The organism is Moorena producens PAL-8-15-08-1 (assembly GCF_001767235.1).
Taxonomy (GTDB): Bacteria; Cyanobacteriota; Cyanobacteriia; order Cyanobacteriales; family Coleofasciculaceae; genus Moorena; species Moorena producens_A.
Map to the genome: position 1 here is coordinate 3,975,497 of NZ_CP017599.1, position 15,128 is coordinate 3,990,624.

General features: G+C 44.6%; 11 protein-coding genes. 7 read left to right on the top strand and 4 right to left on the bottom strand.

Annotated features, from left to right (window positions below; genetic code table 11):
- On the top strand, window positions 1-363 hold the full coding sequence (locus BJP34_RS14730; protein ID WP_070392991.1) for a response regulator transcription factor: 363 nt from the start codon (window positions 1-3) through the stop codon (window positions 361-363).
- Between the two features lie 107 nt (window positions 364-470).
- On the opposite strand, the gene BJP34_RS14735 is transcribed toward BJP34_RS14730, so the two are convergent.
- Window positions 471-1,799: a response regulator gene (locus tag BJP34_RS14735; protein WP_083305179.1), complete on the bottom strand. Its 1,329-nt coding sequence runs from the start codon at window positions 1,797-1,799 to the stop codon at window positions 471-473.
- Window positions 1,800-1,988: 189 nt separating this feature from the next.
- Window positions 1,989-3,134, bottom strand: coding sequence for an RNA-guided endonuclease InsQ/TnpB family protein (locus BJP34_RS14740; RefSeq protein ID WP_070396678.1), 1,146 nt, complete (start codon window positions 3,132-3,134; stop codon window positions 1,989-1,991).
- 259 nt (window positions 3,135-3,393) lie between these two features.
- On the opposite strand from BJP34_RS14740, the gene BJP34_RS36840 reads away from it, so the two are divergent.
- The gene (locus tag BJP34_RS36840; protein WP_158517221.1) at window positions 3,394-4,338 is read left to right on the top strand and encodes a chemotaxis protein CheW; all 945 of its coding nucleotides are present in this window, start codon (window positions 3,394-3,396) and stop codon (window positions 4,336-4,338) included.
- A gap of 23 nt (window positions 4,339-4,361) precedes the next feature.
- The gene (locus BJP34_RS14750; protein WP_083305181.1) at window positions 4,362-7,466 is read left to right on the top strand and encodes a GAF domain-containing protein; all 3,105 of its coding nucleotides are present in this window, start codon (window positions 4,362-4,364) and stop codon (window positions 7,464-7,466) included.
- Between the two features lie 141 nt (window positions 7,467-7,607).
- On the opposite strand, the gene BJP34_RS14755 is transcribed toward BJP34_RS14750, so the two are convergent.
- Window positions 7,608-8,954, bottom strand: coding sequence for an IS200/IS605 family accessory protein TnpB-related protein (locus BJP34_RS14755; protein ID WP_070390948.1), 1,347 nt, complete (start codon window positions 8,952-8,954; stop codon window positions 7,608-7,610).
- Between the two features lie 52 nt (window positions 8,955-9,006).
- Between BJP34_RS14755 and tnpA the strand changes: the two genes are divergently transcribed.
- From tnpA to BJP34_RS14770, 3 genes are read left to right on the top strand one after another with little or no spacing between them, the layout of a single operon-like run.
- Window positions 9,007-9,426 (top strand): IS200/IS605 family transposase, encoded by a 420-nt coding sequence (gene tnpA, locus BJP34_RS14760; protein WP_070390947.1) that lies wholly within the window; start codon window positions 9,007-9,009, stop codon window positions 9,424-9,426.
- Window positions 9,427-9,466: 40 nt separating this feature from the next.
- On the top strand, window positions 9,467-13,654 hold the full coding sequence (locus tag BJP34_RS14765; RefSeq protein WP_070392992.1) for a hybrid sensor histidine kinase/response regulator: 4,188 nt from the start codon (window positions 9,467-9,469) through the stop codon (window positions 13,652-13,654).
- A gap of 4 nt (window positions 13,655-13,658) precedes the next feature.
- Window positions 13,659-14,207 carry a hypothetical protein gene (locus tag BJP34_RS14770; protein WP_070392993.1) on the top strand — a complete coding sequence of 183 codons (549 nt, stop codon included), beginning with the start codon at window positions 13,659-13,661 and terminating at the stop codon, window positions 14,205-14,207.
- Here BJP34_RS14770 and BJP34_RS48895 read toward each other — a convergent pair.
- Window positions 14,183-14,308, bottom strand: a complete 126-nt coding sequence (locus BJP34_RS48895) for a hypothetical protein (RefSeq protein ID WP_267876572.1) — start codon at window positions 14,306-14,308, stop codon at window positions 14,183-14,185. The two genes, BJP34_RS14770 and BJP34_RS48895, sit on opposite strands and share 25 nt — an antisense overlap.
- Before the next feature lie 135 nt (window positions 14,309-14,443).
- Between BJP34_RS48895 and BJP34_RS14775 the strand changes: the two genes are divergently transcribed.
- On the top strand, window positions 14,444-14,911 hold the full coding sequence (locus tag BJP34_RS14775; protein ID WP_070392994.1) for a Uma2 family endonuclease: 468 nt from the start codon (window positions 14,444-14,446) through the stop codon (window positions 14,909-14,911).
- Window positions 14,912-15,128 lie beyond the last annotated feature (217 nt).

A 15,128-nucleotide genomic window follows, 5' to 3' on the forward strand; every position in this document is an offset into this window, starting at 1 on the left:
ATGAAAACTGTTTTGGTGGTAGAAGATAGCGTAACAGAAAGACAGTACCTAACTCGCTGTTTGCAACAAGCGGGTTTGGGGGTTACTGGCGTGGCTAGCGTTGAGGAGGCTCGGGAAAAATTATCTCACCATAGGCCAGATTTAGTAGTTTTAGATGTAATTTTGCCTGGTCAAAGTGGTTTTGAGTTTTGTCGAGCCCTGAAAGTGAATCCTCACACTAGCGAGATTCCTGTGGTGATTTGCTCCACCAAAGGTACTGAGGTGGACAAAATTTGGGGAAAGATGCTGGGGGCTGATGCCTACTTAGCTAAACCAGTGAATCCAGAAGAACTGCTGTGTACCCTAGAGGAGCTTATTCAATAGTTATTGTTTGTGGACGGTTAACCGTTGACTGTTAACCGAAAACCATTGTAAAATCCTTGATTTCCCCCACCTCTAGACTCTTGCTTCACGTCCAGAGTCTCGCCTTTTTAAACTGGATTGGTCTTGGTGGGCGACGTTGTATGATACTTGCGCACCGTTGCCACTACTTTTTGATTGTCGATTGGTTTGCTAAGGAAATCAGTGGCTCCAACGATTCTGGCTCTTACCCGGTCTACAATACCATCTTTAGCCGTCAAAATAATCACTGGTGTATTGGCAAACATTGACACCCGGCGGATCTGGGCGCACATTTCGTAGCCATTAACAATGGGCATTACCAAATCCAAGAATATTAAATCTGGCTTATGTTTGAGTAGCAACGGTAGAGCTTTGATAGAGTCTTGGATTCCTAAAAATCGATAACCTGCTGATTGAATCACGTCCTTCATAATTTTACAGGTTTGGGGGTGATCATCAATACAGGCTATTAATGCCTGATCAGACTTCTTCTGGGATTTTTGGGTTTGGGATTTTTGGGTTGTGGCTTTTTGGGTTTGGGATTTTTGGGTACTAGTGCCTGCCTTGCCGGGGAGATCTACAAAGTTGGGAGCTATCAAGTCAGGCACTTCTACTAGTTCAATCAGTTGTTTCTTAATATAAGGGTTTAGCGATCGCGTCAGCAGTAACACATCTCGTTTAAGCAGGGCTGCTATATCTCGCAGGGTGCGCTTACCGTTGATTAGGCTTACCAGATTTTTGTAGGTTGCCACTGAGGTTTGCTGTTGCAAAGCCGACTTTTGCAACAGCACCGGTGCTAAGTCAGGAGAAACATCCTCCAAACCCATTTCTGACCACTGCTGCCAGACCTGTTGAACTTGCTTGATAGTTGCCTCTACCTCTAACATCCACGTTTGTGGCAAAATACCCTGCATAGAGGGACGTACTCCCAACTGGGCATTGAGCAAGAAATTGTCAGGCTTGTTGACCCTAGTTTCCATGGTGTTTGACGAGACAGAACCATTACTGGGTTGAATTAGGGTTTGCTCCCGAGAAACTAAGGTTAGGCTCTGGAGGATATCAAATAATATTTCTGCCACAATGCCTTGAATTACAACTACAGTCTGTTGGGGGTTGATCATTCGCTTCCGTGCTAACAGCACCATCAACTGGTAGTCCCAACAGGACCCTGGCTCTATCTTTTTGAGGGCAATCCGATTAGGATTAATCTCAGGACAATGATAGATTATCTGCCGACGCCAACGCCTAGTGGGATGAACACTGCCAGATGCCCATACCAAACGCCCATAGCTCAAGTAGAGGCTCCATTGCTGAGCAGTTGACACCTTCAGATCCAGTCGGCCAGTAAATTTTTCGTGACCGTAGCGTACTAGCTTAGCACTCAAGCTATTAGAGGTAGATTCAACCTTGGTTTTCATTGGCCCATAAATTCACGCAATTCTAAAAACGTGAGCAGTCACTCTAACCAAAATTAAAAATTATTACAAATCAAGCTATTAAATACCTTGGAATTGTATTTATCATAAATTTTTGATCATTTGGATAGTAACTTGGTTTGACATACTCACCGTCCGTCTTGGAGCGGTGATTCTTGACACTTCATCGACTTACGCTACCGAGGTAGTCTTACTATTTCTCTGTGTCCGTTTAAGGTCGTGCCGATGCCCCGTGCCGACCATTTCTATATTTTTCGAGGCGTTTACGTCTCTATCTTGCTCCGTGCCACAACTTAGACAAAGTACCGAGCGTATAGATAAGTCTAGTTTTCCCCACCGGAATCCACAATCTGAACAAACTTGGCTAGTAGGTTCCCAACGGCTAATAACTCGGAAGTCATGACCAAGCTGATCAGCCTTAGACTCACATAGCGTTCTAAATTCTCTCCATCCTTGCTGACTGATTGCCCTCGCAAGTTTGCGATTCTTGATCATCCCTGATACATTCAAGTCTTCCAGAACGATAACTTGGTTTTTGTTAACAATTTTGGTTGAGAGCTTATGCAAAAAATCTTTACGCTTGTCAGCCATCTGGTTGTGTAGTTTAGCTATCTTGACGCGGGTCTTGTCTCTACGATTAGAGTTTTTCACCTGACGAGCCAATTTTTTCTGATTTTTTTGAATCTTTCGGTGTAATCTCTTGTAATTTGGACTTTTTACTTTTTCCCCGTTGCTTAATGTCGCAAATGTTTTCACCCCTAAGTCAATACCAATGCTGTGGTTATTCGCATAAGATTGAACAGGTTCAACATCCACAACGAAACTAAGGAAATATCGGTTAGCACAGTCTTTTATTATCGTTACAGAGCTGGGCTTCGATGGGAGTTTTCTTGACCAGATAGGTGTAACAATTCCGACTTTGGCAAGGTAAACCCGATCGTTCTTAATGGAAAACCCTCTTTGAGTTAATCTTGCTGATTGCTGATTCCTCCTTTTTTTGAATTTCGGGTATTTTACCTGTTTCCCTTTTCGATTGCCTTTACGAGAGTCAAAAAAATTCTTAAAGGCAATACCCAAGTCCATGACCGATTGCTGCAAAGGAACGACTGAAACCTCAGACAACCATGCTCGCGCCTCAGTCTTCTTAGCTTGTGTAATGACAAGCTTTTGTAATTCTGAATTCTTGGGGATTTTTTCAGCCTGCTTGCAGATGAAGAGTGCATCATTCCAGACGACGCGAACGCAACCGAACAACTGAGCTAGACTCTGTTGTTGTTGGATTGTTGGGTAGAACCTATATCGGTATCTGGCTTTCATCATAATTAGTGAGTTAATAGGCTAGTATACTAGCATCTAAAACTAAAATTATGCCATTTCGCAAAAATAATCAATACAGAATAAAATCTAGTGGTCGTCCATTGGACGAACACCCCATTTGCTTTAAAGGCTGGGAAGGACAAAAAGAGAAATTAAAAAACATCCCAGACTGGCAAAATCAGTTAAGGGTGTTTATACAATCTTATATATAGAAGAGCGCGTTTTACGGCGGGCCTTCAGACCCACGAAGTTAATGGTGATGAGCAAAGAGCAGATTTCCAAGACAAGCCAAATTTTAAAATTAGCTAGACAGGGAAACCCAAACGTCATCGCTGCCATGCTGAATCATAAACTTCAGCACGAAGGTATTATAGCTAAAGTTAAACTTCACGATAGCTGTTTATTGGTTTTACTCGAAGCAGACCCCGCTCCCTTACCAGGAGCCGTGGTAAGATTTATCTACCACACAATCAGCAAGCTAAAACCCAACTCAATTAATACCGTCAAAATTTTGGGGCGTAGCCTAACCGAGAAACAACCAGCATGGCGCAAACAAATTAAACTAGAAAGCATTCCGGTGGTGCTCGACTTATCTACTTGGCTAGAGTCAGGCTCAACGGTAAGAACTAATCAAGTCGATTATCCTGTCTCCTGGCAGAAAAATGAACAGAATTTCCAGGGGAATCAATCTCAATTACCTCTGGCTACCTCCGTTAAGGTCAGTGTTGATGCCGAACTTCCCCCCCAGGAGAAATTTTTGCGATTCCAAGTAGGGTCTGGCAATGGGGCTTTGTTACAGGTAAACTGCATCCAAGCAATTCTGAATGTGTCGGTTCCTGAAATTTTGCCCATTCCCCATACTGCCGATAGTGTGATTGGGATTTACAACTGGCGTGGTGAAATGCTGTGGTTGTTAGATCTAAACTCTCTGCTAGGATTTCCTGGTCTTTGGCAACCCAAGGACATGCCGAGGACAAAAATCATGGTAATCGTACTTCAAGTCAACAGCAAACTGCTGGGACTGGTGGTTTCACAAGTGGAAGAAATAGAACAGCACCATTGGGAAAACTTACAACCCCCTGATCGATTATTACCCCTCAGATTTGGACACTTTGTCAAAGCCTATATTCCCGAAGCCAGTAGTATTATCTTAGATGCCCAACGAATTGTGCAAGCAGCACTTGATATAAAGTATGAAGTATAAGTAAAATTTACGACTCTAGACAGATGTCAGAATCACAATGGGATGATAATGATTCAGAACTGCTATTAGAAAATCACAATCTTCTCAAGGAGAATACTCCGCATTTTTTTAACTCTGCTCGCCCCAACCTAGAGGGATTTAACGCTAGCCTAGACAGGCTGAAAACTGATCTAGAGCAACGCCGAAGGGTAGATAAGTTAGACCTGAAAAAAAATTTGGAGCAATTTGAATCCTTTGGTCAGGAGGTTGAGCAGTTTACGGCAGGGGTGAATCTGGAAATTCAGCAATTGAAGCTTAGCTACGAAGACGCACTCCAACAACAGTTCCAAGCCCAGCATGAAAAATTGTTAGAGCTGAGCAGATTAATGAGTGAAGCTGGGGACTGGGAAACCTTACTAAACAATACAGTCAATCGGGTTCAACATCTAAGCCTTGCCGAGCGGGTGTTAATTTATCGCTTCAATTCTTCTCGCACCGGAATAGTTTTGGCAGAAGCAGTAGAACGGGGGTGGACTCCTTCGGTGGGGGAAACTCTAGATGCTACTGCTTTTGGGTCTGACTTGTCCACAGAGTATTTGCAGGAGTCAAGGGTAATTATCGATCACGTCAGCAATGATTCCCTCACTCCCTATCAACTCCAGCTGCTGGATAAATTTCAAGTTCAATCAAGTCTGAGCTTATGCTTGCCCGTATCGGGGAAAGCTTGGGGTTTGTTGGTCCTGCAGCAATGCCAGGTACAGACAAACCACGACAGGTCGGTCCCATCCTGGACTCCACAACAGATTAATTCCTTTCAGACTATTGCCACAGAACTATCCCTTCACCTAGCTAACCACGAGTTACGCACTCAGTTGCAACAGCAGCAGGCGCGGGAGGCAACTGTGGCGAAAGTGATTAACAAAATCCGCCGTTCTCTGGATATCAAGACTATTTTCCAGACCACCACTCAAGAAGTGCGACAGCTGCTCAACACTGACCGAGCCGTTATCTATCGCTTTAATCGTGATTGGAGTGGTGAATTTGTAGCAGAGTCTGTGGCTGGAGGCTGGATTTCTCTGCTTCAGAGCCAGACTAATAACCCCACCCTCAGGGCTGATATCAGCGAATGCAGCATCCAACAATTGGCTACTCAACCAATTAATCAGGTCGATACTTATCTTCAAGAAACCCAGGGGGGTGCCTATAGTAGGGGGGAAACCTACCGGGTGGTGGAGGATATCTACAATCAGGATTTCACCCCTTGTTATCTTCAAGTGCTAGAAAGTTATCAGGCCAAAGCTTATGTGATTGTAGCTATTTACCAGAATGAAAAACTCTGGGGATTATTGGCTACCTATCAAAACTCTGATCTCAGGCAATGGCAGGAATCAGAGGTTAGCTGGATGCTGGAGATTGCAGCTGAGTTAGAAGTAGCATTGCAACACGCTGAGCTACTGGAGGCACAGCGGTTAAAGTCTGAGGAATTACATCAAGCAGCAGAACGGGAACGAGTACTGACTAAGGTCACGGATAAAATTCAACAATCCCAAGACTTGCGCACTATTTTTAATGTGACTACCAACGAAGTTCGTAAACTCTTAGGGGTTGACCGTGTTACAATATATCGCTTCAATTCCGATTGGAGTGGCTCCTTTGTGGCTGAGTCTGTGGCTAGTGGCTGGATCTCCCTCATCCAGGAACAGACTAATAATCCCCTCATCAACAAAAATATTAGTGAATGTATCGTGAAAACGGTGGCTGGAAATACCCCTGAGCAGTTTAGCCAGGAAGCTCCAACCATCCGAGATAGCTATCTACAAAGCATCCAAGGCAATCTCTCTAGGGAAGAGAAACCCTTCTGGGTGGTTAGTGATATCTACGAAGGGGATTTTTCAAGTTGTTATATCGAGCAGCTAGAGCGATATCAGGCCAGAGCCTATACTATTGTGCCGATTTTCCAAGGGGATACACTGTGGGGTTTACTGGCTGCTTATCAAAATTCTGAGCCTAGGGATTGGCAAACGGAAGAGATTAATTGGATGCTTCAGATTGCCGCTCAGATGAGTGTACCGTTGCAGCGAGCTGAGTATTTGGAACAATTGCGGACGCAATCCCAAAAACTAGCAGAATTAGCATCACAGGAAAAGGAGGCTAGGGAATTATTCCAACAGCGTGCTATTGATTTGCTCACAGCTGTTCGACCTGCTCTAGACGGTGACTTGACGGTTAGAGCTCCGATTACCAATGATGAACTTGGGACTATTGCAGATGCTTACAACAACACCATTCACAGTTTACGGCAAATTGTGATCGAGGTACTCTCAGCTTCTGTGAAAGTCGCTGAAACTGCTACAGAGAGTGAAGCAGCAATTACTAAACTTTCTGAAGAAGCCCAGCATCAGTGTCAGGAGTTGACCCAAGCCATGGATCAAATCCAGAACATGGTTAACTCTACCCAAGCTGTAACCACTAGCGCCCAATCCATCGACCGAGCTGTGCAAGAGGCAAACCAAAAAGTAGCATCGGGGGAGACAGCTATGAACCGCACGGTGGAGGGAATTCTAGGAATTCGGGACAGTGTGGAGGAAGCCAGCCATCAAATTAGACAGTTAAGTCAATACTCGCAAAATGTTGACCGGGTATTGAATTTGATTAGTGATTTTGCTACCCAGACCCAGCTACTCTCCCTTAATGCTGCTATCGAAGCCACCCGAGCTGGGGAGTATGGTAAAGGTTTTGCGGTGGTAGCTGATGAGGTGCGCTCCTTAGCTCGACAGTCGGCCAAGGCAACTACGGAAATTTCTAATTTAGTGGCTGAAATCCGCACTCAGACCCGAGAGGTGATTAAAGTGACCGAAGTCGCGATCGCTCAGGTTAATACTGGCACAGAATTGGTAGAAGAAAGCAAGGGGAATCTAAATGCGATCGCATCAGCTACTGCTGAGATTAGCCAGTTAGTTGCAGGGATTACCCAGGTAACCCTAGCCCAACTCGAACAATCACAATCGGTTACCCAAACCATGAAAGAAGTTGCGGCCATATCCACCAATACCTCTGAAGACTCTGCCCAGCTTTGGGAGTCCTTCAAGGAATCCCTCACCACCATCGAAAAGCTACAGGCAGCTGTTGAGCAGTTTACCGTTAACTAGTTATAGCGCTATGGGTGGGGAGTTTGGAACCTGGGCGCGAGTAGTATGGGGAGTTTGGTAGGTTGGAGTGTGAAAAGTCATATCAGCAACTGTGAGTTAAAATGAAGCTTCCCCCACCTGGTAAACCGAGGTGGGGGTGTCCTATGCTAATCTAGGGCTAGCCGCAGCCCACAAATCACACAGACAAGCCCAGCTTCTAGGCGGTCGTCCAGAGCTTTTGCTGAAACGACCCTCGTTGTCATTTCTGCGAACGAGTTTAAGCACACCTCTAGCGCCGATATTGTAAGCACCGTTTAAGTCGGCATTGAATTGCTTACCTGAGGAGAAAGTTGCTAGGGCATAATTTCCTGAGTCACGTTTAACAATGCCTGAACCATCATAGGCAAGCTTTGAGGTATATGCTGCAACAACCTCTATTACTTTGCCTCCTAACTCAGCCCATTTCTCAAGCGTAAAATCGCGAATTTTTGCCTTGAGCCATCCGTGAAATCTTTGCCGAAGGTTAGACCGTTTTCGTCCCCCTTTTGGCTTCCATGCCTTAAGGTTCTCAAACACAATCGCTTCGGAGTTAAACTTTTCAGCAATCTCAACAATTCGCCTAGAGACTACATGACTGATTTGGTTGTTGATTCTTTGGCATTTTTGGTAGGTCTTAGAACAAAAACCCTTGTGAAGTCTGCCACCCTTCCCCATGGTTTTAGATGCACGCATAGATACAGACTTCAGTCGCTTGTCCCTGCGGTCTATGTCTCTCCCCGGATGGATGAAATCTCGGTGGATTACAGTGCCACTGTGGGTTACAACCGATATCGTTGCAGTAGTATTAATTCCGAGATCTACCGCTGTTACATTAGCCTCTGGTTTCCGTTTTTCTGGCTTGCAACTAAACGGAACTGACAGATGGCAAGCTCTTTCATTAAATATCAAAGATGGTGACAACATCTTATTGGTTGCCACCTGATGACGCTCTCTTAATCCGGTAATTTGAACGGTAGTCCAGACCCAGTCAGAGCCGTTAAAGACTTTGATTTCGACTTGATTGAATCGGTGTAGTTTATAGCATTGGCCTTTATATAAAGCTGGGTAACAGCCAGTGTCAGCATTCAGTTTCGGAGGACTGGCATTAGGTAGTTTCCTAGTGCCTGCTTGCCATTCTCGGTAACGGGTCACAAAACTACTAACTTGACCCGCCGCAAATGCGAGCGCAGAACGACGGTAATAGCTGGGAAATTTATAAAAAGCTTTGTTGAACTGAGGATACTTGACACTGGGACGCTTAGCTGTCTGATGCATTAGTTTCTCGACAGCAGGAGTCAGCTGATCCGCCGTTAAGTTCCCGAATTTACTCCAGTGAGTGTAAATAATACCAACCAAGTATCTGCAAGCACGACGATAGACTTTAACCGTCTCAGTGAACAGCAGACGCTGCTCACTAGTTGCGTTAAGCCTCCATTTGTCGGTGCGAATGATCTGAGTTGGTGTTTTCACAATCTCAACGGAATTGCTAATATGTCACTATATTAACCTATAGTATCACAAAATGTCAACCGCCTTTCGCTCTTTCGCTCACACTGTTTCGTTAATCAAGATTCACATAGTGTTTGTCACTAAGTACCGCCATCCAGTAATTACTGGGGACATAGAAGAGGACATCTTAGACTTGGCAAAAAGCATCTGCGAGAAAAATAACTGCATCCTTGAGGATGCCAAGGCGGACTTGGGGACAAATGATCATATCCATCTCCTAATTGATTTAGCCCCTAAGGTATCAATTTCCAAGCTTTGCAACACCCTTAAGACAGTGACCAGTAGAGAGATTAGAAAAAGATACGCAAAAGAATTGGCTCCCTATTACTGGAAGCCAGTCTTCTGGAAAAGGGGATTTAGTGCTGTTTCTTGTGGAGGAGCCCCCCTTTCGGTTCTAAAGCAATATATAGAAAACCAAGGTTACGACGATTGATTGACTTGCTCCTTAACCCCCACCTGGACGAGGTGGGGGAATGCGTCGCATTTTTGTTCAAGTTTCTTATCCCTACTCCCTACTCCCTACTCCCTACTCCCTACTCCCTAAAAAAATGTCAACTATTGATCCAGAAACCTATCAATACTTTCTTGGGGAAGCCCAGGACTTGCTGCAAGTTATTGAACAACATTTGCTGGCTTTGACACCGGACAAGCCAAAAAACCAACTTTATGACTTAATGCGAGCCACTCATACCCTGAAAGGCGCAGCTGCTAATGTCCGGCAAGAAACCATAAAAAGTGTAGCACATTATCTCGAAGATGTCTTCCGGGCAATGTTAGCCCCTGAGGCAACCATTGATACAGAACTAGAAACACTACTGTTTGAGGGATATCAGTGCCTCAGGATGGCACTGACTGCTGAAATGACTGGGGAGTTGAGCAAGAATACTGAGATTATCAACCGAGCTGCAGGGGTGTTTGCTAAACTGCAAGCTAAATTAGGAGATTGCTTTGACTATCAAGCCTCTCTACCCACATCAGCAGAACTTGGGTTTGATATTGTCCAATCTATCTTTGAAGTAGGAGTCAAACAACGAATCGATCACCTAGCTTCTTTGTTGAAGGTTGGAAGGTTACAGGTTGGCAGGTTGAAGGTTGAAAGTTCTGAAGGGTTACAGGTTGGCAGGTTGGATGTTGAAAGTTCTCAAGGGTTACAGGTTGGCAGGTTACAGGTTGAAAGTTCTCAAGGGTTACAGGTTGACAGGTTGAAGGTTGAAAGTTTTCCAGACAACCTTGAACCTTGGCCTATTGGCCACGCTACGCGAACAACCAACACTAACCTACCCTACTCGAACGCCAAAGGCGAACAACCTTCAACCAACACTAACCTACCCTACTCGAACGCCAAAGGCGAACAACCTTCAACCAACACTAACCTACCCTACTCGAACGCCAAAGGCGAACAACCTTCAACCAACACTAACCTTGGCCAAAAGGCCACGCTTTCGGCAAAGCCGACGCTGCGCGAACGCGAACAACCTGCTAACCTTGAACCTCCAACCCCTGATACTGACAAGGCTACGTTGATAGAGATTGCCGACACCTTGCGAGAACAAGCTGAAATATTTGTAGGGTTAGGGGAATCCTTGAACTTACCAGGGTTTAAAGCAATTGCCGAAAACACCTTAAAAGCCCTTGACGCTAACCCTGAACAGGTGATGGCAATTGCCAAGATTGCCTTAACGAATTTCCAGGAAGCTCATACCGCTGTCTTAGCAGGCGATCGCACTCGTGGAGGAAACCCCAGCCTCGCCCTTCAACAATTAGCTGGATCACAAGAAGAGTTACAGGTTGAAGGTTGTCCGGTTGAAGGTTCACAATCGTTGAAGGTTGTTCGCGAAGCGTGGCCAAAAGGCCAAGGTTCACAATCGTTGAATGTTGTTCGCGAAGCGTGGCCAAAAGGCCAAGGTTCACAATCGTTGAATGTTGTTCGCGAAGCGTGGCCAAAAGGCCAAGGTTCACAATCGTTGAATGTTGTTCGCGAAGCGTGGCCAAAAGGCCAAGGTTCACAATCGTTGAATGTTGAAGGTTGGAACGTTGAAGGTTGTCTGGAAAACCTTGAACCTTGGCCTATTGGCCACGCTACGCGAACAACCCAAACTAACCTTGAACCTTCAAGCAACAATAACCTTCAACCTTCAACCAACAATAACTTTCAACCTTCAACAAATATTGATGAATTACTTGAGGAAACTTTTGGTAATATTTCTCTTGCACAAGAGCAAGCGAATCAAGTCTTTCCTGAAGAGGAATCTCTTGAGCCAGATAGTATACCTCCAGATAGTATATTTCCAGATACTATATTTCTGGATGAATCTTCAGAAACCGTAGCAACAGACAATCTTAACCAACCTCAGACTGACCCTCAGCAAGAGTCGGAGTTAGCGGTTAACCCTGAATCAGGAAAAGAAGTCAAGCAAATATCAATGTCTCTTCCCGATCGGGAGTCTGCAGAGGCTGATGTGCCTTCATTAGCAGAGGGCTCGATCAAGACATCAGCCACAGTGCGTGTTGATTTAGACAGTCTTAAACACCTATCTCACCTAGTTGGGGAACTACTGATTAACCAAAACCAGTTAGGATGGCAGGATGAAAACTGTCAAGGGGTAGTTGAAAAACTCTCCAATTGGCTCAAGCAACATCGCCACACCCTGACTCAACTGCGTACTCAGCTCAAGAAGCATTCCTGTAATCAGCAAATTTCTAAGCTGTGGGATTCGGCATGGGAAGAAACCCTGCAACTGACTCAAGCTACAGAAGACCTGAGCTTGTTAGCTACTACCGCTGCTGCTAGTGTGGAACGAGAACAGCGTCTGTCAACTCAGCTGAGGGATACTCTTCAATCGGCTCAGACTATACCTCTGGAACATCTGCTTAAGTCCTTTCCTTCCATGGTGCAGCAGTTGTCTAATGTCCATCACAAGTCAGCAGAATTCACCCTCAGTGTGACTAATGTCCTAGTTGATAAAACCATTGCTGATCATCTCTATGATGCTTTACTGCATCTAGTCCGCAATGGTTTCGACCATGGTATTGAATCCTCGGAGGTTCGCCAACAAAGGGGTAAATCCGCCATCGGTAAGATTGAAATTCGTGCTTTCTATCAAGGAAATCGCACCATCATTGAAGTTACAGATGATGGTCAGGGACTGGACTTAGAAAAGATTTATAATCGTGCCGTGGAAACAAACCTGCTCAGTATTGAGCAATTGGAAGCCCTCGGCCAATCACCAGAGCCAAATCAGCTATTAGACTTACTGTGTCAGCCAGGATTTTCCACTGTTTCTCAAATCAACGAGCTTTCTGGACGAGGTATTGGCCTAGATGTGGTGCGCTCCCAACTGCAACGAATTAACGGTAGGGTAAAGGTTCGCTCCCAGCCGGGTCTTGGTACGACCTTTTCTTTGCAGATCCAAGAAGCCCTCAGAAATGCCAGGGTGCTAGTGGTTCAAGCTAATCAGGGGGTCTATGGGTTTGTGGCTAATGACGTTGAACAGATAGTGTTGCCAGCATCTGAGCAAATCCAGATGGTAAGTGATCAAAAAATCCTGAATTGGCATCACAGGGGGAATGAGTATAGCACCCCCATTTACCAACTTTCATCCTTACTGGAAGACTCATCCCAACAGGTATCGACACTACCCGCTTGGAATCCCTTGCTCACTAAACCCCAAGAGATGAATCCTGTCCTATTGATGGGTACCCCTGAAGGATGGGTGGGGCTGGAAGTGGAACAAGTACTCGAAGAGCAAGAACTGGTGATCAAGCAGCTGCCGAATGCGATCGCATATCCTCCCTATGTTTATGGTTGCAGTATTTTGGCCGATGGTCGTTTAACTCTGGTAATTGACGGTACAGGATTACTTAACTATGTACAGCAGCTCCCTCAATCTCAGCCATCATTGTCGAAGGTTGGGAGGTTGTTCGCGAAGCGTGGCCTATTGGCCAAGGTTAAAGGTTCTCCAGAGTTGAAAGTTAGCAGGTTGAAGGTTGTTCGCGAAGCGTGGCCTATTGGCCAAAGTTCTCCAGACAAGCTTCAACCTGATCATAGACAATCTGATCACCTACCCTACTCGAAGGCCAAAGCCGAACAACCTGCCAACCTTCAACCTGCCAACCTTCAACCTGCCAACCTTCAACCTGCCAACCTTCAACCTGCTAACCTTCAACCTGCCAACCTTCAACCTGCCAACCTTCAACCAGCTAACCTTTCTAAAACCTTTTTAGTCGTCGATGATTCAATTACTGAGCGACAAAATTTAAGCCTAATTCTCGAACGGAATGGTAACCAGGTGGTGCAAGCTAAAGATGGTTTAGAGGCGATAGAACTATTGCGAAAAAGTCATGGTGTTGATCTGATCATCTGTGATTTAGAAATGCCACGGTTAAACGGTCTTGAGCTTTTGAGTCTTAGTCATCAAGAGCCAGCTTTAGCTGATATTCCTATTATTATGCTCACCTCCCGTAGTCAAAAAAAATACAAACAACTTGCTACCGAACTTGGGGCTATGGCTTATTTAACTAAACCGTATTTAGATGAAGAGATTTTAGCAACAATTAATAACGTGTTAAGGATGAAGGATGAATTATATATAGCAAAGGGAACAGAGAACAGGGAACAGGGAATCGGGAATCGGGAGTCGGGAATCGGGAATCGGGAGTAAGGAGATGAAAAAAGTCCGAGTTATTGTCTTTAAAATCGCTAAGTATTGGTTAGCGTTACCAATGACAGTCGTCTTAAACGTTAGGGATTTTCCCAGCAACATTAGGGAGAGTAACCGAGATAACAAATTAATTCATCTAGACAATCGAACCTTGACGCTGCTGCCTTTAAAACCAATACTGGTCAAACCTAGTAAAGCTAAGCTAAGCCTAGATCAAAGTTTAGATAAAACCGCTGCTGTCACAAAATATCCTATTGATTTATCCAGTGTTGGCGATTTTTTGATCATCGTTAAAACTCCTAGGGGAGAAGCCTGCGCCATACCGGTTTATAGGCTACCGACTATGATCGATTTACCCTTATCAACGATTCGGAAATTGCCAGACTCTTACAGTCAAAGCTATCTCCTTGGTATGGCAAATTATGTCGCTGTATCGCAATGGCAAAAAGGCCACGCTACGGAAACGGAAGCAGAAAAATTAACGATTTTTTTGCTAGATTTAGAACGAGCATTGAGTGTAGCAATAGCTTATAGAGCAGGGAGTAGGGAGTAGGGAGTAGGGAGTAGGGAGTAGGGAGTAGGGAGTAGGGAGTAGGGAGTAGGGAGCAGGGAATAGGGAATTGGTAATAAGGAGACAAAATCTCTGTACATCATAGCTATGATAAATGCTATATATCAATGTCCTAACCTTAATCTATAGTGCTATAATTCAGAAAGAGCCATAAAAATTTACCAATCTACCCATGGGAGTGTGGTAATATTAGTGGTAGTTTTTGCCGAATTTTAAAAGTGAGATGCACCCCTCCCCATGCAACTGGAATTCGGATCATTTACCGAGTGTTGGATAATCGTTTAGGACAGCAAGGGTTAGTTCAAACACAATTACCAGTTCAGTTAAGTAATTACTCCGAACCCCAACCAGATATAGCCGTAGTTATGCCAGATGAACTGCGATACCTAGGCCATCATCCCACACCATCAGAAATTTATTTGATTATTGAAGTTGCCGATACTAACTTAAGGAGGTATTGTGAACAGAAAGCTAAGCATTATGCAGAGGCAGAGATTGCTGATTATTGGGTAGTTGATTTAACTAATCGTCAATTGCATGTTTTTCGAGAACCAACTGAGCAAGGGTATCAAAGTCAGGTAATTCTGGCAGATGATAATACAATTTCACCGTTACAGTTTCCCGATTGTTTATTATCTGTATCTCAAATGTTGCCACCAGAGATTCCGGAGTTTGTTGACGGTTGACCCTTATCTAGCGTTTATAGGACTCATGAGGTACACATAATTGTTGACTATTGGCTCTTCCGACTTCCCTCTTATCTGCTCCCTGCTCCGAAGTCCCTGCTCCCTAAAACCCAGAAATTTGTACCTCATGGGTATAATAATTGCTAGAATTAGGGGTAGGGTTGGCAAATAATTAAAGAAAGGTCATTTGATCACGAATAATGTCCCTTTGCCCACC